General features: G+C 70.1%; 12 protein-coding genes. 7 read left to right on the top strand and 5 right to left on the bottom strand.

The window, feature by feature from the left end; translation table 11 throughout:
• The first annotated feature begins 172 nt into the window (after positions 1 to 172).
• The 3 genes from OHN19_RS08655 to OHN19_RS08645 all read left to right on the top strand — a co-directional run bounded on the left by OHN19_RS08655 (position 173) and on the right by OHN19_RS08645 (position 1,304).
• Positions 173 to 622, top strand: a complete 450-nt coding sequence (locus tag OHN19_RS08655; RefSeq protein ID WP_330263605.1) for a hypothetical protein — start codon at positions 173 to 175, stop codon at positions 620 to 622.
• Positions 623 to 769: 147 nt separating this feature from the next.
• Entirely contained in the window at positions 770 to 967 is a 198-nt protein-coding gene (locus OHN19_RS08650) for a hypothetical protein (RefSeq protein ID WP_330263604.1), read from the top strand.
• Positions 968 to 1,031: 64 nt separating this feature from the next.
• Complete coding sequence (locus OHN19_RS08645) at positions 1,032 to 1,304, top strand: acetyl-CoA synthetase (protein ID WP_330263603.1); 273 nt, start codon at positions 1,032 to 1,034, stop codon at positions 1,302 to 1,304.
• 69 nt (positions 1,305 to 1,373) lie between these two features.
• On the opposite strand, the gene OHN19_RS08640 is transcribed toward OHN19_RS08645, so the two are convergent.
• Positions 1,374 to 4,016, bottom strand: a complete 2,643-nt coding sequence (locus OHN19_RS08640) for a glycosyl hydrolase (protein WP_330263602.1) — start codon at positions 4,014 to 4,016, stop codon at positions 1,374 to 1,376.
• Positions 4,017 to 4,193: 177 nt separating this feature from the next.
• A complete protein-coding gene (locus OHN19_RS08635; protein ID WP_330263601.1) occupies positions 4,194 to 5,207 on the bottom strand; it encodes a carbon-nitrogen hydrolase family protein in 1,014 nt (337 codons plus the stop codon).
• A 375-nt stretch (positions 5,208 to 5,582) separates the two neighbouring features.
• Here OHN19_RS08635 and OHN19_RS08630 point away from each other — a divergent pair, with 375 nt between their 5' ends.
• From OHN19_RS08630 to OHN19_RS08620, 3 genes are all read left to right on the top strand, one after another.
• Positions 5,583 to 15,152, top strand: coding sequence for a LamG-like jellyroll fold domain-containing protein (locus tag OHN19_RS08630; protein ID WP_330263600.1), 9,570 nt, complete (start codon positions 5,583 to 5,585; stop codon positions 15,150 to 15,152).
• Positions 15,149 to 15,697: a hypothetical protein gene (locus OHN19_RS08625; protein WP_330263599.1), complete on the top strand. Its 549-nt coding sequence runs from the start codon at positions 15,149 to 15,151 to the stop codon at positions 15,695 to 15,697. The genes OHN19_RS08630 and OHN19_RS08625 overlap by 4 nt, the downstream gene beginning before the upstream one ends.
• A gap of 261 nt (positions 15,698 to 15,958) precedes the next feature.
• Entirely contained in the window at positions 15,959 to 16,483 is a 525-nt protein-coding gene (locus tag OHN19_RS08620) for a hypothetical protein (RefSeq protein WP_330263598.1), read from the top strand.
• A 40-nt stretch (positions 16,484 to 16,523) separates the two neighbouring features.
• On the opposite strand, the gene OHN19_RS08615 is transcribed toward OHN19_RS08620, so the two are convergent.
• Entirely contained in the window at positions 16,524 to 17,696 is a 1,173-nt protein-coding gene (locus tag OHN19_RS08615) for a magnesium and cobalt transport protein CorA (RefSeq protein WP_330263597.1), read from the bottom strand.
• A gap of 150 nt (positions 17,697 to 17,846) precedes the next feature.
• Here OHN19_RS08615 and OHN19_RS08610 point away from each other — a divergent pair, with 150 nt between their 5' ends.
• Entirely contained in the window at positions 17,847 to 18,959 is a 1,113-nt protein-coding gene (locus OHN19_RS08610) for a winged helix DNA-binding domain-containing protein (RefSeq protein ID WP_330263596.1), read from the top strand.
• Between the two features lie 10 nt (positions 18,960 to 18,969).
• Here OHN19_RS08610 and OHN19_RS08605 read toward each other — a convergent pair whose 3' ends face one another.
• Positions 18,970 to 19,617 (bottom strand): LysE family translocator, encoded by a 648-nt coding sequence (locus OHN19_RS08605; protein WP_330263595.1) that lies wholly within the window; start codon positions 19,615 to 19,617, stop codon positions 18,970 to 18,972.
• A gap of 147 nt (positions 19,618 to 19,764) precedes the next feature.
• Positions 19,765 to 20,556: a serine protease gene (locus tag OHN19_RS08600; protein ID WP_330263594.1), complete on the bottom strand. Its 792-nt coding sequence runs from the start codon at positions 20,554 to 20,556 to the stop codon at positions 19,765 to 19,767.
• Between the last annotated feature and the right edge of the window lie 149 nt (positions 20,557 to 20,705).

The raw sequence follows: 20,705 nt of genomic DNA, 5'->3' as shown, positions 1-20,705 counted from the left end.
CATCCGTGCCGATTCCACCGATCCAGTGATCCATTTGCGCACTGATGAACCGGATTTTCCCTTGTACATACAGACGACCTGGCGGCACCCCGTTCCGGCCGAACCCGCACTCCCGCGAACCGCCGCCGCGTGGAAGGCTGTGTTCGGCCGGCCTGCCGGAAGGAGTCGAACCGTGGTCGAGTGGATGTCCCTGCGGACGGGTGCGCGGCCCGTCCCCGAACCGGCGTCCACGACGCTGGTGTGGTCCGCGGCCTTCGCCGGCTCCCTCCTGCTCGTTGCGGCGGCGAACGCGCTCATCGGCCCGGGCCGGCCCGCGCTCGCCCTCGCCGTCCTGTCCCTGCTCGCCTCCCTGCTGGGCTGGTGCGCCCGCTTCGCGGCGGCTCCCGGTACGGCACTGCTGTGCTGGCTCTTCCTCAACGGCTTCGCCATCCCGCCCGCGGGCACGCTCAGTTGGTCCGGACAGCGCGACACCTTCTGGCTCACCTGCCTGCTCACCGCCGCCCTCACCGGCACGGCTCTGGCCCGCCTGGGCCACGCCCGCGCCGCGTACCGACGCCTGGCAGTCACTGGGGCCACGGCGCCCGGGGACTCCGGTGGGGACATCCGCCACGGGGGGTCGTGACCTACGGGTCTTCTCGCCCGTGTCGTGTCGGGGTGCGCCGCCGCCTCATGGCACGGGCGGTGGCCACGCCGGGTCGGCGGAGCATGCTGGGGGGAGAGTGGGAGAACGGGTCGGAGGTGCGGTGATGCGGTGGTGGTGGGCCGGAGGATGCGCGATCGCCGCGGTGGGCGTTCTGGCGGCGTGCGGGACGCCGGGCGGTGGTGGGGCGGCGACACCGGTGCCGCGTTCGCCGTCCACGGCGGCCTCGACGTCCACCGGGGCCTCGCCCTCCACCGCGGCTTCGCCCTCCACCGGGGCTTCGCCGTCTGCTGCCGCGCCTACGCCGCCCTCTCCCGCGGCCGGTGACTGTCGTTCCGGACAGGTGCAGATCACCGTCGCTCCCGGTGACCCCGTCCGACGGCAGGTGTGCGTGCGGCCCGGAACGGTCGTCTCCCTGGTCCTACGTCCCCGTACGGACGGCAAGCGGTGGACGGCGGTGCGCAGCTCCGCGCCGGTCCTCGTCCTGGTGACCGGCCGGCGCGTGGCCGCCGACGGCACCGCGCACATCTCGCTGCGGTCCGCCGGCACCCGGGGCGGCAGCGCCGAGATCGGCGTGTCGGCGAAGGAGCCGGATGTAGCGGGTCCCGGAGGGGTCGCGTTCACGCTCGTGGTGACGGTGACGCCGTACGCGCGGGAGCGGTGACCCGGTACGCATGAGGAGGGGGTCCCCCGGCAACCCGCGGGGACCTCCTCGCTCACCGCACGGCGTGCGTCAGCCGCAGTCGCGCACCGGGATGGTGTAGATGCCGCGGCCGTGGGTGGCCGCGTACAGCGTGCGGCCGTCGGGGCTCAGCTTCAGCTGGAGCACGGCCACGGCCGGAAGTGAACCGACCCGCTGCCACGAGGTGCGGCCCGGCGCCCGGTAGACGACCCCGAGGTCGGTGGCGACGGCGAGGCCGCCGTTCGGGGTGACGACCGCGGAGTCGGCCGGCACGTCGGGAAGGTTCGCCGAGACGTCCTTCCAGGTGGTGCCGCCGTCCTTCGACTCGAACACATGGCCCACCCCGGCACCCGGTCCCTCGGTCCATTGCCGGGAGAAGCCGCTGACCGTGAGGTAGACGTGGTCGGCGTTCTTCGGATCGACGGCGAACCCGCTGAGGTAGCGGTTGGGTACCGTGCCGTTCGCGCCGGTGGCGGGCAGGGCGATGTCGTGCCAGCCGGTGCCGTCCGCGTTGCCGACCGCGATGCCCCGGGCGAAGCCCTGGTTGTTGCAGGGCCCGCACCAGGCCGCGTACACCTTGCCGCCCGAGACGGCGACGGCGGTCGCGGTGCGGCCCTCGCCGAGGTCGTACAGGCTCTTCCACTCGTCGCCGCTGCGGATGGCGTAACCGTGGGTCTGCACCCAGATGTGCCGGCCGCCCGCGATCCAGGTCGAGCTGTTCTTCGCGTCGGCCGCGAGCGGGGCGATGAAGCGGGCCTCACCGGTGGCGTTGTCGGGCGGGGCGACACCGTACGACGTCGCCTTGCTCGGGTCGGTGAGCCAACTGCCGTCGTTGACCGCGCAGTTCTGGGTCACCTGGATGGCGAGGTACACGTACTCCTGGGCGATGTCGCAGCCGTTGGCCGGGTCGGTGAGCGTGTCGCCGCCGTCGCCGCCGAAGTTGGAGCCCATGACCTTGTCGTTGCTGCGCAGGATGGACTGGCCGTTGTCCTGAAGGCCACCGGTGACGGAGACACCGCCGTGGGCCAGGTCCTTGCCGATGCCCACCGAGTAGTACTGGAGGGTGTCGATGGTGCCGTCGTTCAGGGAGGTCCAGTCGGTGGCGTGACCGGAGGCGTCCTGGGAGCCGTTCACCGGGCGCTTGTAGACACCGCCGTCGTTGCCGACGTACACGAAGCTCTTGCCGTGGTAGCGGCCGATCGCGACGCCGTGCTGGTCGGAGTGGGTGGTCTGGTTGCAGTCGCCGGACTGCTTGGCCGGGTCGATGGACCAGCAGGGGAAGGTGAAGTTCCAGTACGGGCCGACGGTCGACCAGGTGGAGCCGCCGTCCTTGGTCTCGTAGACCTCCTCGAGGCCCGCGTACACGTGGTCCGGGTCGCTCGGGTCGACGGTGAGGAACTGGTTGTACCAGGCCTGCACGCCGGGCATGTAACCGCTGGAGGTCAGCGCCGAACCGTCGGCCGCCAGCCCCTTGTAGTCGGCGATCTGCTTCCAGGGCCCGAACGGCGAGGCGGCACTGTAGATGCCCTCGAGCCCGCTGTCCGGGTTGGTGTTCAGCTGCTCGGGGGACTGGTCGATGGCGTAGTACCGGGAGCCGTCCGCGGAGCGGGCGAAGGTGACGCTGCCGACGTCGTCCGGGTCGGTGGGCAGGTCGCCGAAGCCGCTGGTGATGCGGGTCCAGGTGCCGCCCACCTTGGTGTAGAAGCCGTTGTAGTCGTCCCCGCTGCGCCAGCCGACGGCGAGCACGACCCTGCTCGGGTCCTTGGGGTCGATCGCGATGTCGTTCGTGATGTTCTTGTACGGCGCGTCGGGGTCGTCGGCCTTCGAAGCACCCGGCAGATAGTCGGGGTTGGGCGCGTACTCCAGCTTCCAGGCGCCCTTCAGCGTCTTCGTGGAGTGGCTCCACACGCCCTCGCTGGTCGCCGCCCACACCTTGCCGCCGCCGAAGCGCAGCTCGTGGATCGTGGTGGACTCCAGCTGGTCGCCGCCGACCCGGCTGCGGGTGGAGAAGGTGCCGTGGTGCGGATCGGACAGGACGTAGACACCGCTGCCGAGGTAGGCGTCCGCATTGGTCGTCGCCTCGCCCGTGCCCAGCCACAGCCGCCCGCCGCCGTCGAGCGCGAGCGCCCCGGTGGACTGGGAGGGCAGCTTGTCGCTGATCGGCTGCCAGTGCCCGCCGCCGCGTCCGGACCGCCAGACACCGCCGCCGGCGCTGCCCGCGTACACGTACCCGTCGTCGTCGGCGGCGATCGCGGCCATCCGGCCGGTGACATTCCCGGAGCCGCCACTGGAGTTGGAGTCGATGTCGCGGTAGCGGGGGTCGTCGGAGTTGTACGGCAGGTCGGTGATGTTGTGCCAACTGCCGCCGGTGGACGGCAGATCGGCGAGACTGCTCCAGGCGGCGCCGTACGCGCCGGGGGCGACGACGCCGGGCGAGGTGCGGGCCTCGGCGTACTGGTCCGCCCCCTCGGCTATCTCGTCGGCCTCGTTGCCGTCGTCGTCGTCCTCCGCCACCTTGGGGCTCAGCGCGCCGGTGGACTGCGCGCGCTGGGCGGCGAGTTGGTCGATCGTACGGACGCCGAAGGGGACGGCGCCCCGGCCGGACGCGGCGCCCGCGGGTGTCGCGACGAGTACGGCGGATGCGGAGATGGCGCAGAGCGTGAGCCATCGTCTCTTGCGGGTGGGTGCTGACACCGGGTCCTCCGGAAAGGTGGTCGTACAGCCGACGTGGAGAACCCGACCACCGGCGCCGGGCAGGGTCCGGCACTTGAGCATGCTTTGACCGGAACCTGCCACCAGGTTGGAGAAAGCATGACGTCACCGTGCCGGACCGGCAGCCCGCGACGCCGGATCAGAAGGCAGCGGTACGGATCAGAAAGCCGCTGTCCGGTCGTCGCTGCGCGGGTCGTCCACCTGATGCTCCGCGTAGATGCCCGTGCGTGCCTTACGATGCCAGGGACGCCCGAACGTCACCGCGTCGGCGGCGGCTTCGGAACCGTCGTCCAGGTCCACGACGGCCACCGCCGGCGAACCGTCAGTGGGGCACCGCGCGAGCCAGTCGCCGTTGGGGGCGACGATTCCGGCGGGCGCGGTGGCGCTGAGCTGCGTGGGCACCGACAGGCTGACCCAGTAGCTGTTGACCGCGGCGTGACCCTGGGCCTGGGCGGCGGTGTTCCCCGGGGTGCCGCTGGTGGAGAACAGCACGCAGCCGACGTCCAGTTTCTCGTACTCCGCGAACAACTCCGGGTAATGGATCTCCATACCGAGCAGGCAGCCGAAGCGCACACCGTCGACCTCGAAGGTCACCGGTGAGACGCCCGGCGAGTACATGTACGAGACCTTCGTGTGCGACAGGAGGCGCTCGTCGTAGCGCGTGACGACCGTGCCGCGATCGGAGATGACGTAGAGGCTGTTGTGCGGGCGGTTCGGCCCGGTCAGCCGGTGCACCGACGGAATCACCGTCCACAACCCCAACTCACGGGCCAGATCGGCGATCGCGGCCAGCTCGGACCGGAGCACCGGCCACTGGCACCGGTCCCAGTCCGCCGGACCGACCGCTTCGGGGCCGTCGACGGACATGACGACCTTGCTGGGAAAGCAGAGCGCGCCTTCCGGGAAGTGCACGATCCGCGCGCCCTGACCGCCGGCCTCGCGCATCAGAGCACGTACTTCACGCCCGCTCTCGCGCAACGCCTCGACGTCCCGGGGGTCTTCTCGTACGAGCGTCTGCGCTACCGCGAGCCGCACGCTCCGGGGATTCCTTGCTTCCGACATGACGTCTCCTGAGGGAGTCTGACGGAAGTGCCGCAGGGCGGCCGTGTAGGACTCACCGGTCTTGGCGGCGCGGGCACGCACCTGGCGCTTGAAGTTCCCACGGGCTGTCATCGCGGCCTTCCACGCCCCTGAGCGACGGCTCCCCGGCAACCTCGCCCGAGGCGATCGGGCTGCAACAACGGCCTGAGACGCTGGTCCCTTTGCCTCCGACGGGAGACCGCGCCGGGGACGGTCACGGGAGGTTCGGCGTAGGCCACGCAGTCGGTCATGATGCCGTCATCCATCTACTCGGTCAACATCGGCTTCCTCAGGTGGACGGCAAGTCGACCTGGGATGAACGGCGTGTCACAAGCTGTGAGTTGCCCCTTGTTCCGGTGTGCGTTCTTCCCGTACTCCTTAAAGGATCTTGATCCTGCCTTCACCCGGCTCTTACAACTTGCAGCTGCAAGTACGCGTGATCGAAGAGCGGGGGGTCCGATGCGTCCAGTGGCGCGCTGGCGTGCGTGGATCGTCGTGATGTCGTTGCTGCTGGGCTTCTGGGCGCAGGAGGGCGGCGCCGCCTACGCGGCCACGAAGCCTTCGGAGTCGGTGGGCGCCGGGCTCGGCCACCTGTGGGAATGGCTCGCGGGCAAGGACGGCTCGGGCCCACGCTCCAGGACCGGCACGGCCTCCGACGTCCGCGCTGCGAAGCCCGCCGAGGGGCGCCCTTCCGGGCGGGCGCCGGGCAAGGGCAAGGGGCAGCTCGCCGCCGACCGGGCGCCGAGCGGCCCCGCGGCGAAGCGGACGCTGTCCGGCAAGATGCCCGTCGGCTTCGACGCGAGGACCAGTAGGCGGGTCGCCGCCAAGTCGGGGGCGAAGTTCGACTACTTCCAGAACGCCGACGGGTCCTTCACCCGCAAGATGTCCGAGCATCGGATGAACTACCAGGACGAGTCCGGCACTTGGCGTTCCATCGACACCGACGTGGCCAAGCGTTCCGACGGCCGCTGGCACGAGAGGTCCAACTCCCTCGGAGTGTCCTTCGCGCCCGCCACCGGCACGGTGGAGACCGGCGGATCCGTGGAACCGGCCGCCTTCGCCTGGCAGACGGCGGCGGACGACACCCCGAGCCCCAGCCCGACCGTCACCTCCGGCACCTCCGCCCAGGGCGACCTCGCCACCCTGGCCCTCTCCGACAGCGAGTCGGTTTCCTGGTCGCTGGCCGGCGCCGGCGCGGTCACCGGTACCGCCTCGGGCTCCTCCGTCACATACGACGGCGTCCTCACCGACACCGACCTCGTCCTCACTCCCACCACCGACGGTGTCAAGGAGTCCCTCGTCCTGAACTCGGCGAACGCGCCCACCAGTTGGGTCTTCCCGATGAATCTCGAGGGGCTGAGCCTGACCACCGCCTCCGACGGCACGGTGGAACTCGTCGACCGTGACGGCACGGTGATGGCCACCCTCCCACAGCCCTTCGCCCGCGACTCCCACGTCGACCCCACGACCGGTGAGTCCCACGACAACTGGGCCATGACCTACAGCGTCACCGAGGTCGACGGCACACCGGCCGTGAAGATGACGCTGGACCCCTCCTGGCTCGCCGGATCCGACATCGCCTTCCCGGTCACCGTGGACCCGACGATGACGGTGACCACCGCCGGGCAGACCCTGACGACGTACGTCTACTACCCGAACACCGCCGACTACTCCTCGGACACGATCCTGCGTGTCGGCACCCCGGACGGCGGCTCGTACATCGGCCAGGCGTTCATGAAGTTCCTCGGACTGCCGGACACCGACGGCTACCACATCACCGACGCCGACCTGCATCTGTTCGACGTGTGGGCGTACACGTGCAGTTCGTCCACCTCGTACAACGTCTATCCGATCACCGAGCAGTGGTGGGTGACCGGCCAGAAGTCCTGGTCGGACCGGCCCGCCACCTCCTCCTCCATAGGCACTTGGTCGGGCACCGTCTCCGACACGGTGTGCGGCAACACCTCCGTCTCCACCGGCACCGGCCAGTGGCAGACGACCGACCTGGACACCGACTGGTTCCAGAAGATCGCGCTCGGTCAGACGGAGAACTACGGCCTGTCGGTGTTCTCCTCGGCGACCAGCTCGAACCAGTGGAAGAAGTTCGACTCGGACCAGGTCGACAGCCACTCGCCCTACATCACGGTGACGTACAGCAAGAACTCCGCCCCGGACATCGAACACACCTATCCCAAGGCGAACTTCACCTCCCCCTCACTGCGGCCGCAGCTCCAGGTCAAGGCGGTCGACCCGGACTCCTGGCCCACCGCCCCGCTCAAGCACGACTTCGCGGTCTACTCCGCCTCCGGTACACAGATCGACACCTCCGGCTGGCAGACCTCCACCAAGTGGACAGTGCCGTCCGGGGACTTGGACTGGTCGAAGTCGTACTACTGGACGGTCTCCGCGAACGACGGCTGGTCCACCACGACCAGCGCCGCCCAATCCCTGTCCACACTGGTCGCGCAGCCGCTCATCGCCTCCCGCCTCGCGCAGAACGGCGGGCACGGCTACGACGAGGAGGCGGGCAACTTCACCACGGCCGCCACCGACGCCTCCGTGTCCACCGTCGGCCCGTCCCTGGACGTGACCCGCTCCTACAACTCCCTGGACACCAGCACCGCGGGGGCGTTCGGCGCGGGCTGGTCGGCGCTCGCGGACATGCGGGCGGTCATGGACGACGACGGCTCCAAGAGCGTGGTCGTCACCGACGACGGCGGCAAGCGGCAGCGCTGGGGCTGGTCGGCCTCCGGCTACACCCCGCCGATCGGCACCTACGGCACCTTCAAGGCGCTGTCCGCCGGGTACTCGCTGACCGAGACCTCGGGCACGACGTACACCTTCGGCACCTCGGGCGGCACCAACATCTGGCTGCTGTCGCAGATCAAGACACACGCGGGCCTCACCGAGACGCTCACCTACGACTCCTCGCACCGGCTGAGCACCGTCAAGAACGACGTCTCCGGGCGCACCCTGTTCCTCACCTGGGCCAAGCCGTCCGGTGCCGCCCACTACCACGTGCAGACCGTCACCACGGACGCGGCCACCAGCGGCGACACCTCCACCGCGGCCCTGTGGACCTATGGCTACACCGGCGACCGCCTCACCTCGGTCTGCCCGCCGGCCGCCACGAGCCCGGCCACCGCGTCGACCTCCTGCTACGCCTACACCTACGTCGACGGCTCCAACTACCCGTCCGCCGCGCTGGACGCCGACCCCAGCGGCTACTGGCGTCTCGGCGAGGCCGTCGGCAGCACCACCGCCTCCTCCTCCGTGCTGGCCAACGAGCAGACGGACGCGGGCAGTTACAAGAACGTCACGCTCGGCTCGGCAGCCGGCCCGCTCACCGGGTCCTCGGCCACCGCCACGACCCTCGCCGGCACCGGGTACGTCAAGGTCCCGGCCGGGCTGCTGCACGCCAGCACCACCCGGGCGGTCTCCCTGTGGTTCAAGACGTCCAAGAAGGGCGTCCTGATCGGCGACCAGTCCAAGGCGGTCGGCGGCACGACGGCCTCGGGCACCTGGACGCCGGTGCTGTACGTGGGTTCGGACAACAAGCTGCACGGCCACTGGTGGAGTGTGAGCGGTTCCGGCAGCTCCGACTTCGGATCCACCGGCACTGTCACCGACAACACCTGGCACCACGCGGTGCTCAGCTCGGACGGTGCCACGCAGACCCTCTACCTGGACGGCGTCAAGCAGGACACCTTCTCCGGCGCCCCCGACGACCAGGACAACGTCTACACGTACATCGGCGCCGGGTTCGCCGCCTCCTGGATCGACTCCCCGGGCGACGTCAGCTACTTCACCGGCTCCTTCGCCGACGTCTCCTTCTACAGCCACCCGATCACCGCCTCCCAGGCCGGCGACCTGTACGCGAGCGGCACCGCGAGCGCGGCCCTCCTCACCAAGGCGGCGAGCCCGGCCGGTCGTACCGTCGCGGCGGTCTCGTACGACACCGCGGCCGACCGGCTGACCGACGTCACCGACGAGCACGGCGGCACCTGGCACCTCGGCACCCCGACGGTGGCCGGCTCCAGTGCCGTCTTCCGTGGCACGGTGCTCGGCGCCGACCCCGCCGGGTACTGGCAGCTCGGCGACGCCGACGACGACGGGTCCGCGACCTACGCGGCCGACGAGGTCAACGGCGGTGACGGCACGTACAACAACGTCACCCTCGGCGTCAGCGGGCCCTTCAGCGCGAAGGACAGCACGGCGAGCACCGCGGCCTCCTTCGACGGCACCGACTCCTATGTCTCCGTCCCGCCCGAGCTGCTGCACTCCGGCACCAAGCGGTCGGTGGGCCTCTGGTTCAAGACCTCCACCTCCGGCGTCCTGATCGGCGACCAGTCCGTGCCCATCGACGGGGCCACGGCGGCCTCCGGCACCTGGACGCCGGTGCTGTACGTGGGTTCGGACAACAAGCTGCACGGCCACTGGTGGAGCGTGAGCGGTTCCGGCAGCGCCGCCTTCGGCTCCACGGGGACGGTCACCGACAACGCCTGGCACTACGTGGTGCTCAGCTGCGACAACGACAGCCAGGCACTGTTCCTCGACGGCACCAAGCAGGACACCTTCTCCGGCACCCCCGCCGACCAGTCCAACACCTACACCTACATCGGCGCGGGCTTCGCCAAGAGCTGGCTCGGCTCCCCGGGAGAGGTCAGCCACTTCAAGGGCTCCCTCGCGGAAGTCGCCTTCTACGACCACAATCTGACGTCAGCTCAGGTCGCGGGCCAGTGGAACGCCTACAAGCAGTCCACCGGCACCATCGCCACCGAGTCGGTGGTCGTGACCGACCCCGGCCGTCACACGCTGACCAGCACCTACGACCTGTCCGACGGCGGCCGGATGCTGACCGACACGGACGGCACGGGGGCCACCACCTCCTACGGCTACGACACCTCGGGCTTCCTCTACACGACGACCGACGGCAACGGCGACGTGACCACCACCGGCCACAACTCCCGCGGCGACGTGGTCTCCCGCACCACCTGCCAGGACCAGTCGTCCTCCAAGTGCTCGACGTCCTACTTCACCTACTACCTGAACGCCGACTCCGACACGGACCCGCGCAACGACCAGCTGCTCACCTCGTCCGACGGACGGTCCTCGAGCTCGACGGACACCACCTACCGGACCGTCAACACCTATGACACCAATGGCAATCTGCTGACCTCGACCACTCCGCCCGTCACCGGCCACAGCGCCGGGCTGACGACGAAGGAGACCTACACGACATCCAGCACGGCCGGTTACGTCTCCGGGACCGTCGCCCCGGCGGGTCTGCTCGCGTCCACGACCACGCCGGGCGGCGCGGTGACGTCGTACCTCTACTACGCCAACGGTGATCTGGCGCAGGAGACTTCACCGCTCGGCCTGATCACCCGTTTCACCTACGACTCGCTCGGCCGGGTGCTCACGAAGACCGAGGTCTCCGACACCTACCCCGCCGGCCTGGTCACCCGTTACTCCTACGACGCCCTCGGCAGGACGCTCACCGAGCTGGATCCCGGCACGACGAACGCCGTGAACCAGTCCGTCGTGCACACCGCGCTGACGACCAAGTCCTATGACGCGGACGGCAACACGCTGAGCACAGCCGTCTCCGACACCACCGGCGGGGACACCACCCGTACGACCTCGCGTACGTACGACGCCTTCGGACAGCTGAAGACCGTCACGGATCCCGAGCAGTACACGACCTCGTACACCTACGACAGTTACGGCAACAAGACGGGTGAGACCGATCCCGACGGCCAGGTGTACGCGTACACGTACGACGCCGACGGCAGCCAGCTGACCACCACGTTGACCAACTACACCGGCTCGGACGACACCCCCGACGACCCGGCCCCCAAGCTGCTGGAGACGCGGACGTACGACGCGGGCGGGCGGCTGTACACGGTCACCGACGCGATCGGCGTGACCACCACCTACGCCTACTACGACAACGGCCTGGTCGAGCAGTCGGCCCGCACCGGCTCCTCCGGCACCGCCTACGTCGACGAGAAGGACACTTACGACGACGCGGGCAACCTCACCGCCAGAACCACGGCCAACGGCACCCTCACCACGACCTACACCGTGGACGCCGCCGACCGCACCACCGCCACCACGGCCGACCCGGGCAGCCTCGCCCAGAACACCGCGTACACCTTCGACGCGGACTCCCGCGTCCTGACGTCCGCGCAGACCGACGCGGCCGGGAACCCCGCCCAGAAGTGGACGTACACCTATGACGCGGCGGGCGACCCGCTGTCCGCCGCCCAGTACGTCGACAGCTCCCTCACCCTCACCACGAAGGCGACCTACGACCACCGCGGCCTGAAGGTCACCTCGACCGACGCGCAGAACCAGGTCACCTCCTACCTCAACGACGAGGCCGGCCGCCTCACCACGACCACCAGCCCCGCGATCACCGCGACCACACCCGGCACGGGCGCGACCGCCACCGTCTACCCGGTGACCCTCGACGGCTACGACACCTTCGGCGACCGCACCGAGGCCGAGGACCCCGAAGGCCACATCACCGCCACCGCCTACGACCGCGACGGCCGCAGGACCGGCACCACCCTGCCCTCGTACAACGGCACCTCGGCCACCACCGCCTGGACCTACGACGCCGAGGGCGACGTCCTCAGCGAGACCGACGCCAAGGGCGAGACCGACTACGCCTACGACCAGCTGGGCGACCCGGTCAAACAGACGGACCCGGCCATCACGGTCTCCGGCACCGCCACCCGCGGTACCGTCACCTCCTCCTACGACCTCACGGGCAACCGCCTCACCGAGACCTCGCCGTACGGCGCCGTCACCCACTTCGCCTACGACGACCTCGGCCGCGCGAACAGCACCTGGGCGTACGTGTACACCTCGGCCGGCGCCCAGACGAAGCAGGAGACCGACAGCACGTACAACAGCGCCGGGCTCGTCGCGCAGACCGCCTCCGTCAGCGGGGTCACCGCGAAGTACACCTACGACGCCCTGGGCCGCACCCGCACGGCCGCCGACACCACCGGCGACACCACCACGTACACCTACGACCTGCGCGGTGACGTCACCAAGACGCTCCTGCCGGACCAGACCGCGCAGACGGCCGGATACGACGCGGCCGGCCGCCGGACCGCAACCGCGAACCTCGACTCCGCCGGCGCCGTGCTGACCTCGACCTCGGCGACGTACACGGACAACGGTCTCCTGAAGACCGTCACCGATGCCCGCCACCACACGACGAGTTACGCGTACGACGCCCTCGGCGACCTCACCCAGCAGACCGAGCCGGTCAGTGACAACGCCTCCATCACCACTCGGTACGGCTACGACGCCGCCGGACACCGGACCGCCTACACCGACGGCAACGGCGACACCACCTACTACACGTACAACGCGCTCGGCCTGCCCGCGAGCAAGGAGGTCCCGGCCGTCTCCGGCTACACCTCCACCGCCGACCGGACCACCGGCTACACCTACGACGAGCGCGGACGCCTCGTGACGCAGACCGACCCCGGCGGCGTCACGACGACCAACACCTACGACGCCCTCGACGACCTCATCTCACAGAGCGCCACGGGAGCCGACGCCCCCACCGCCACCCGCACCTTCCAGTACTCCCTCACCGGGGACCTGGTGGCGTCGGCCGTCGGCGACACCTGGGAGTACTACGACACCAACTCCCTCGGCGACGTCCTCAGCACCTCGGGCCAGGCCGGCACCTCGTCCTTCACCTACAACGCCGACGAGTCCCCGCTCAGCCGCACCGACGCCGCCGGCACCAGCACCTACACCTATGACAGCGACGGCCGGCTCAGCACCGACACGGACGCGGCGACCGGCACGACACTGACGTACGGCTACAACAGCCTCTCCCAGCCCAGGACGGTCACCTACGGCGGCTCGGGCGACGTGCGCACCTTCGGCTACGACGCCCTGCACCGCGCGAAGACCGACACCCTCGCCACCGCGTCCGGCACCACCGTCGCCTCGGCCGCATACGACTGGGACGAGAACGGCAACCTCACCGGCAAGACCACCACCGGAGTACAGGGCGCCTCGACCAACACGTACGCCTACGACTACGCCAACCGCCTCACCTCCTGGACCTCCGGCTCCACGACCACCGGCTACTCCTACGACCGTGACGGCAACCGGCTGACGGCGGGTTCGACGACGTACACCTACAACGCGCGCGACCAGCTGACCTCGGACGGGACGCACACGTACGCCTACTCGGCCCGGGGCACGCTCGCGTCGAAGGACTCGACGGCGTACACCTTCGACGCCTACGGGCAGCAGGTCACCGCCGGATCCACCTCCTACGCCTACGACGCGCTGGGCCGAGCCGTCACGGTCGGTTCGACGCACCTCTCCTACTCCGGCACCGCCAACCTCCTCGCCTCCGACGGCACCACGGCCTACAGCCGGGACCCCTCCGGCGCCCTCACCGGCGAGTCCTCGACCAGCGGGGCCACCCTGGCCCTGACCGACCTGCACGACGACCTCATCGGCCAGTTCACCGCCACCGGCACCGCGCTGACCGGTTCAGCGAGTTACGACCCGTGGGGCACGCCCCTCGCCTCCACGCTCACCGGGACCGTCGGCTACCAGAGCGAGTTCACGGACGCGAGCACCGGCGACGTGAACATGCACGCCCGCTGGTACACGCCGGGGACGGGGAGCTTCGAGTCCGCGGACACGGTGGAGAACTCGGCGGTGGGGGAGAGCGGGGACGCCAACCCCTACGCGTACGCCGGTGGCGCTCCGCTGACCAGGACCGACCCCAGCGGGCACTGCTTCTGGGACGCGTGCATCGGTGAGGCGGAGGGCGCCTACCTCCTGGGTTCGGCTCTGATCGGCGCCTGCATCGCGTACTGCTCCAGCCTGTCCAACAGCATCTCCGACGGCTTGAACTCGCTGTCCTCCTGGGGTTCGTCCAGCTCCTCGTCCCACAGCCACGCCTCCTCGTCCGCCGCGAGCCACTCCAGCGCCGCGACGAGCAGCTACGGCATGTGTGCCGAGGTCTGGTCGATGTCCTGCCAGCAGCACTACAACCGCACGCGCACCAGCAGTGGCAGCCGGTCCTCCGGGGGCGGTGGCGGAGGTGGGGGCGGCGGCAGCGGCTACTGCGGTTACTGCGGCGGAGGCGGCGGCACGGGTGTCAGCGCGGCCGAGGCCGCGGCCGCCGCCCGGGCAGCCGCAGCGGCAGCCGCCGCCGCGGAAGCCGCCCGCCGCGCGGCGATCCGCGCCCACGCCATCAAGATCACGGCGTCGATCGGCAAGGGGCACCTGAAGGTGCACTCGATCTCGGCGGCCGCCGAGCCGCCGACCGTCAGGATCAACATCGGCAACTCGGTGCGCAACGCGGCCTCGGCGGCCGCGGCAGGGCTCACGACCGCCGCCGTCTGCATGGTCACGGGCGCCTGCGCTCCCCGCGACGAGGAGTCGTCGACGTGCGCCAAGAACGGTGCGGGGTGGGTCGACCCCGAGGACACCGACGCCTCGCACGGCAACCGGGCCCAAGGCGTCACGGCGTGCCTGACCCAGCAGTATCTGGACGACCATCCGGGGGCGGAGACGACCAGGGACATCCGTCCGCCCGGCTACGAATGGGCCCAGCGGTACGCCCGGCATCTCGGCGCCCTGCCCAGGGTGTCGGTGAACAACTGCCATCTGCTCGGCAGCCAGCTCTCCGGGTCCGGAACCGACCTGAGGAACCTGTCCACCTGCGGCCGCGACGCCAACGCCTACCCGAAGCGGGGCGGCCTGGGTGCCATGGACAACATGGTTCAATTCGAGAATCAGGTCCAGGAGCAGGTGGCGGCGGGCGAGACCGTCCTCTACTCGGTGCACCCGACCTATCTGGGCAATCGAGTCGCGCCGGAGTCGTACGTGATGACGGCCACGGCGTGGGACAGAGAAGGAAACCTGGTCGGAACCACCACGCGCGATGTGCCCAACCTGATGAACACGCCACGGGGCTGGCGCAACCTCGGCACGGTGGTGGACTCCCGCACCGGCCGGGACGTCCCCACCTCATGACCGACGATCCCGATCGAGCCGAGGACACCATGCACTGGGCTGTCGAAGAACTGGGCCGCGTCATGCGGCCGCCCGCCGGTGGCGGCGACGCCGTCGACTGGGACGCGTTGCGCGCCGAGTCGGGCTGGGAACTGCCCGGCGACTACCGCGACTTCGTGGCGGTGTACGGACTTGGCGCCATCGGTGACTCGATCGGCGTCCTCACGCCTGCCTTCGACGGCTACCCCTACGAGGATCACCTGCTCCACGGAGTCGAGTGGCCGCCGGAGGACGGGACGTTGACCTGGGCGTCGAACGAAGCCGGTGACGACTTCCTGTGGACGTGTGTGGGGGAGCCCGATGAGTGGCGAGTGGTCTTCCGGCCCAGGAACCGCCGCGGGGAGCACCGGTACGACATGGGAATGGCGGAGTTCCTGCTCCGCCTGGTGCGGCGGGAGATCCGCCCTCCGCTCGGTGCTGAGCTGGAGTTCCCGGCCACGTTCGTGTCATGGCGGGAAGAAGAAGCGCGTCTGCTCGACGAGGATGCCGGCCTTGAGGGATTTTGACAGGGCGACAGCGGGTCGCTCCCTCTTGGGGCCGCATGGATTCAACTGGACGGACCCGGCGCCGCGGATCGAAGTGGAGCGGAAACGATGGTCAGCTCTGTCTGGAGCATCCCGCCGGTCACCTTCTGCACCGTTCGGCGAGTGGTTGCTCGCCTACCTCAGGGGCGAGGACGTGACGGTGTGGTCTCGCGACCTCGCGCCCGACCGCCAGTTCTACGCATCCCTGAACCGAGCTCGGCACTCGTGGAGCAGAGGAAGCACGTGACCGCGACGACCGCACCTCATCTCTTCCGGCCTCGGCTGTGGACCTTGCTCGGTGCTGCCGCCGGCGCGGCGGGGGTGGTCGGATTTCTGGTGTGGCTGCTCGGCTCCGACCCCGCGGCTGCCCGCCCACCTCGGCCGGTCTCCCATGTCGACACCGCCACCCGGGCCTGTCTGTTGACGTCCACCGACTCGGATCCGGGCCTCCCTGCGACGTGGGCGGCGATGCGAGGGCTGGCCGGCGGCGGTACGTCTGGCGTGGTCGTGCAGCGCTACCGTCTCCCGGACGGAGCGGATGGTGCGACCTACGTCAACACCCTGGTGCAACTGCGCTGTTCGACCATCGTCTCCACCGGGACCGGAGCGCGCGCGGCCGTGGCGACGACGCTCGCCACCGGTCATCCGCGGGGCGTCCGCTTCGCTGTCGTTGCCGATCGCCCGGTGGCGGGGGCGACGCGTGTGGGCCCGGGCTCGGTGAGTACGCGGGCCCTGGCCGGGCTGATCGGCGGGCACAAGCGACCATGACGTGCTGTGTCGGCGACGAACCGAGCTCGACCAGAGAGGCTCAGAGCCAGTCCCGTCGCTTGAAGATGATGTACAGGCTCACGCAGACGACCCCCATCAGGGCGATCGCGAAGGGGTAGCCGAAGCGCCAGGTCAGTTCTGGCATGTGGTCGAAGTTCATGCCGTAGATCGTGCCTACCAGGGTCGGGGCGAAGAGGATCGCCGCCCAGGACGAGATCTTCTTGATCTCCTCGTTCTGTTCGAAGCCCGCCTCCGCCAACGCCCGCATCTCCGCGTTCTGTTGCTGCGTGACCAGGGTCGCGTTGACCGTGAGGATGTCGGTGAGGGCCTGGCGGAAGCCGTCGACTCGTTCGCTGGTGTGGGTGACGTGGTCGGCGACGTCCCGTAGGTAGCGTTGCAGTTCCTCGTCCGTGCCGTACTTCGCGAAGCCCGCCATCAAGGCGTGCAGCATGCTCACCAGGGGGCGGGTGGCGCGCTGGAACTCCACCATCTCGCGGGAGAGTTCGTAGATGCGGCGGGACACCTCCGGGTCGCCCCGGAAGACCTCCGTCTCGATCTCGTCGATGTCGTTCTGGACGCCCGCGACGACCGGCGCGTACCCGTCGACCACCGCGTCCAGGATCGCGTAGAGGACCGCCTCGGGGCCCAGCCTCAGCAACTCCGGTGTCTGTTCCATGCGGTGGCGCACCGCCGAGAGGTCCGGAGCCGCCCCGTGCCGGACCGTGATCACGAAGTCCGGGCCCACGAACACGTGCAGCTCGCCGAAGTCGACCTCCTCCGGCGCGTCCAGATAGCGGGCGGCCCGCAGGACGACGAAGAGCGTGTCGCCGTAGCGCTCCAGCTTCGGGCGCTGGTGGGCCTCCATCGCGTCCTCGACCGACAGCGGGTGCAGGTCGAACTCCTCGGCCAGCGAGAGGAGTTCGCTCTCCGGTGGGCGGGCCAGTCCGATCCACGCCATGCCGGCGCCCTCTTCGCGCAACTCGCGGAAGGTGTCCGCGAGCGTCTCGGGGGAGGACACGCGTACGCCGTCGCGGTAGAGGGCCGCCTGGACGATGCTCGGTGGCTCGGCCGGCTCCGGGGTGGGGGGTTCGGCCGCCGTGACCGGAGTCTTCGGCTGCGCGGACGGTGGGGTCAGGGCGCGGCGCCAGGCGGACTTCCTGGCGGAGTCCTTCGCAGGGGTCTTCGCGTCGGGGCGGGGGCGTCGCTCGGACATCGTGTGCCTCTCGCTCTCGGGTCGAGCCGATGTCGGCGTGATCACGGAGCAGGGTATACGGGGCAAATGACATCCCGGGGAGGGCGGCGCCCAGGACGCGGTGAGAGTTGCGGACAGAACTCGTCCGCAAGGACCTCTAGCGTGTTCCCCATGACGAAGACGACCGCTTCGGCCCCCGTGCTCGGCACCCGCGCCCTGAACCGCGCGACCCTCGACCGCCAGCTCCTCCTGCGCCGGTCCGGCCTGTCCGCGAAGGCCGCCGTCGGGCATCTGCTCGGCCTCCAGGCCCAGAACGTCAAGCCGCCGTACTGGGCGCTCGCCGCCCGTCTGGACGGGTTCACACCCGAGGCGCTGTCGGAGCTGATGGCCGACCGCGAGGTGGTCCGGATCGTCACCATGCGCTCCACCATCCACACCCACACCGCCGACGACTGCCTCACCCTGCGGCCGCTGGTGCAGCCCGCCCGCGACCGCGAACTCGTCAACTTCCGCAAGGGCCTCCAGGGCGTCGACCTCGACCGGCTCGCCGTCCTCGCCCGCGAACTCGTCGAGGCCGAGCCGCGCACCATGAAGGAGCTGCGGGAGGCGCTCCTCGTCGAGTGGCCGGACGCCGACCCGCAGGCCCTGGCCATCGCCGCCCGCTGCAAGCTCCCGCTCGTCCAGGTCACCCCGCGCGGGCTGTGGGGCAGAAGCGGCCAGGTCGCGCTCACCACCGCCGAACACTGGCTCGGCCGCCCCGCCGGATCCACCCCCACCCCTGACGCCACCGTCCTCCGCTACCTCGCCGCCTTCGGCCCCGCCTCCGTCAAGGACATGCAGACCTGGGCCGGTCTCACCCGGCTCCGCGAGGCCTTCGAGCGGCTCCGCCCCGAGCTGCGCGTCTTCCGTGACGAGAACGGCGTCGAGCTCTTCGATCTCCCCGACGCGCCCCGCCCCGCCGAGGACACCCCGGCCCCGCCGCGTTTCCTGCCGGAGTTCGACAACCTGCTGCTCTCCCACGCCGACCGGACCCGTGTGGTGCCGAAGGAGTACTGGGGCCGCAGCTGGCAGGGCAACCAGGCCTACTGCACCCTCCTCGTCGACGGCTTCCTCGCGGGCGTGTGGAAGCTCGCCGGGGACACCCTCGTCGTCGAACCCTTCGGCCGGCTCACCCGGGCGCAGCGGGCGGACGTCGAGGAGGAGGGGCGGCGGATGCTCGGCACGCTGTACCCCGGGACGTCGTACGACATCCGGTTCGGGACGGTCGTACAGCATCCGGCCTGAACGGACCGCCTCAGTCCGCCCGGCCCGTCACCGCCACCGTCAGGCCGAGCCCGATCATCGTGATGCCGCCCGCGCCGCCGATCAGCGACAGGCGGCGGTCGGAGCGGGCGAACCAGGTGCGGGCGGCGGACGCCGTCAGGCCCCACAGGGTGTCCGTGACCAGGCCGATGGTGATGGGGACCAGGCCGAGCAGCAGCATCTGGGCCGGGACGTGGCCCGCCGCGTGGTCCACGAACTGGGGGAGCACGGCGGCGAAGAAGACGACGCCCTTCGGGTTGGTGACGCCGACGAGGGCGCCGTCGAGCACGGTCCGCAGGTCGCCCCGCGCCGGGCCCGCGGGCCGGGAGGTGATCGCCGCGGCCTTGAGCTCGCCACGGTGCCGGAAGGCCTGGACGCCGAGGAACACGAGGTAGGCGGCGCCCGCCAGTTTCACCGTCAGGTACACGGTCGCCGACCGCTCCACCAGGGAGCCGATCCCGATCGCCACGGCCACCACGAGCAGGTAGGAACCGAGGACGTTGCCGAGCGCCGTCGCCACCGCGGTACGGCGGCCGTGGGCCAGCGCGCGGCCGATGACGAACAGCACGCTGGGCCCCGGGATGACGATCACCAGCAGGGACATCGCGGCGAAGGCGAGGACACGGTCCGTGGACACCATGGCGGTCATTGAAACAGGCATCCGCCGTCCGCCTCTAGGACCTCGCAGACGTCCGGACATGGACAGGGGGCGTTGCGGGCCGCTCGTGGAGGCCCGCAACGCCCCCGGCTTCTCACCTGAGGGGTGCTCAGGAGAACCTCTGGGGACCTACGAGTTGACCTGTGCGGTCACGAGGCTGGAGAAGGTCGTCAGCCGGGTGTAGACACCCGGGTAGCCGGCCTGCGCGCAGCCCTCTCCCCAAGAAGTGATCCCTGCCAGGACGCCCCCGATGAGCAGGGGACCGCCGCTGTCGCCCTGGCAGGTGTCTGTGCCGCCGGAGGTGTATCCGGCGCAAACCATGTCGGACTGGACGAAGTCCGAACCGTAGGAGCTCTTGCAGCTGGAGTCGGACACGATCGGGACGGTCGCGGTCCGCAGCTGGTTGGAGGAGCTGCCGTTCGACGAGGTGGTGCCCCAGCCGAGGATGCGGGCCGTGGTGCCGGCCGCGTACACGCTCGTCTGGGAGGAGGAGACGTACGACGCCGTGGTGTACGGCATCGACGTCGACAGCGTCAGTACGGCCACGTCGTCGCCGTTGGTGGCGTCCGTGTAGCCCGGGTTGATCCAGATCTTGCTGACCCGGCTGACCGTGCCGTTGGTGCCGTTCAGGTAGGTGCGGCCGCCGACGACTCTGACACTGCTGGTGGTCTCGCCGACCATGCAGTGGGCCGCGGTGACCACCTTGGTCGGAGAGACCAGGGTGCCGCCGCAGAACTGGTTCTGCGAGGCGTCCGTGATCTGCATCATGAACGGGTACGACGTCGTCGTCGTGGTGGTGCCGCCGACGATGGGCTGGGGAGCGGCGACAGCGGTGGGGGCGCTGAGCAACGCGGTGGCGGCGGCAGCGGCCGTCGCCAGGCCGACGGCGCCGGCCTTCTTCGCACGAGTGAGCCCGAACATCAGTGAGTCTCCTCAGGGTTGCCGGTGGGGGGTCGCGCGGGTGTGGGGGTGGTACACGGGGGTCGCGGGACCGACCCCCGTATGCCCGGGCGAGCGGCACGTTCATAAGCTAGAACGCGGAAGTTCCCCTTCCCAATGAGGGAAGCCCC

Source organism: Streptomyces griseorubiginosus, assembly GCF_036345115.1.
GTDB classification, from domain to species: domain Bacteria; phylum Actinomycetota; class Actinomycetes; order Streptomycetales; family Streptomycetaceae; genus Streptomyces; species Streptomyces griseorubiginosus_C.
The sequence above is the reverse complement of the archived record's forward strand: the minus strand, read 5'-3'. Positions and strand labels throughout refer to the sequence as shown.

Excerpts from the sequence above, each read along its gene's own strand:
- OHN19_RS08650 (WP_330263604.1), top strand. The coding sequence starts at position 770 with ATGCGCGATCGCCGCGGTGGGCGTTCTGGCGGCGTGCGGGACGCCGGG.
- OHN19_RS08610 (WP_330263596.1), top strand. The coding sequence starts at position 17,847 with ATGACGAAGACGACCGCTTCGGCCCCCGTGCTCGGCACCCGCGCCCTG.
- OHN19_RS08625 (WP_330263599.1), top strand. The coding sequence starts at position 15,149 with ATGACCGACGATCCCGATCGAGCCGAGGACACCATGCACTGGGCTGTC.
- OHN19_RS08635 (WP_330263601.1), bottom strand. The coding sequence starts at position 5,207 with ATGACAGCCCGTGGGAACTTCAAGCGCCAGGTGCGTGCCCGCGCCGCC.
- OHN19_RS08605 (WP_330263595.1), bottom strand. The coding sequence starts at position 19,617 with ATGGTGTCCACGGACCGTGTCCTCGCCTTCGCCGCGATGTCCCTGCTG.
- OHN19_RS08600 (WP_330263594.1), bottom strand. The coding sequence starts at position 20,556 with ATGTTCGGGCTCACTCGTGCGAAGAAGGCCGGCGCCGTCGGCCTGGCG.
- OHN19_RS08615 (WP_330263597.1), bottom strand. The coding sequence starts at position 17,696 with ATGTCCGAGCGACGCCCCCGCCCCGACGCGAAGACCCCTGCGAAGGAC.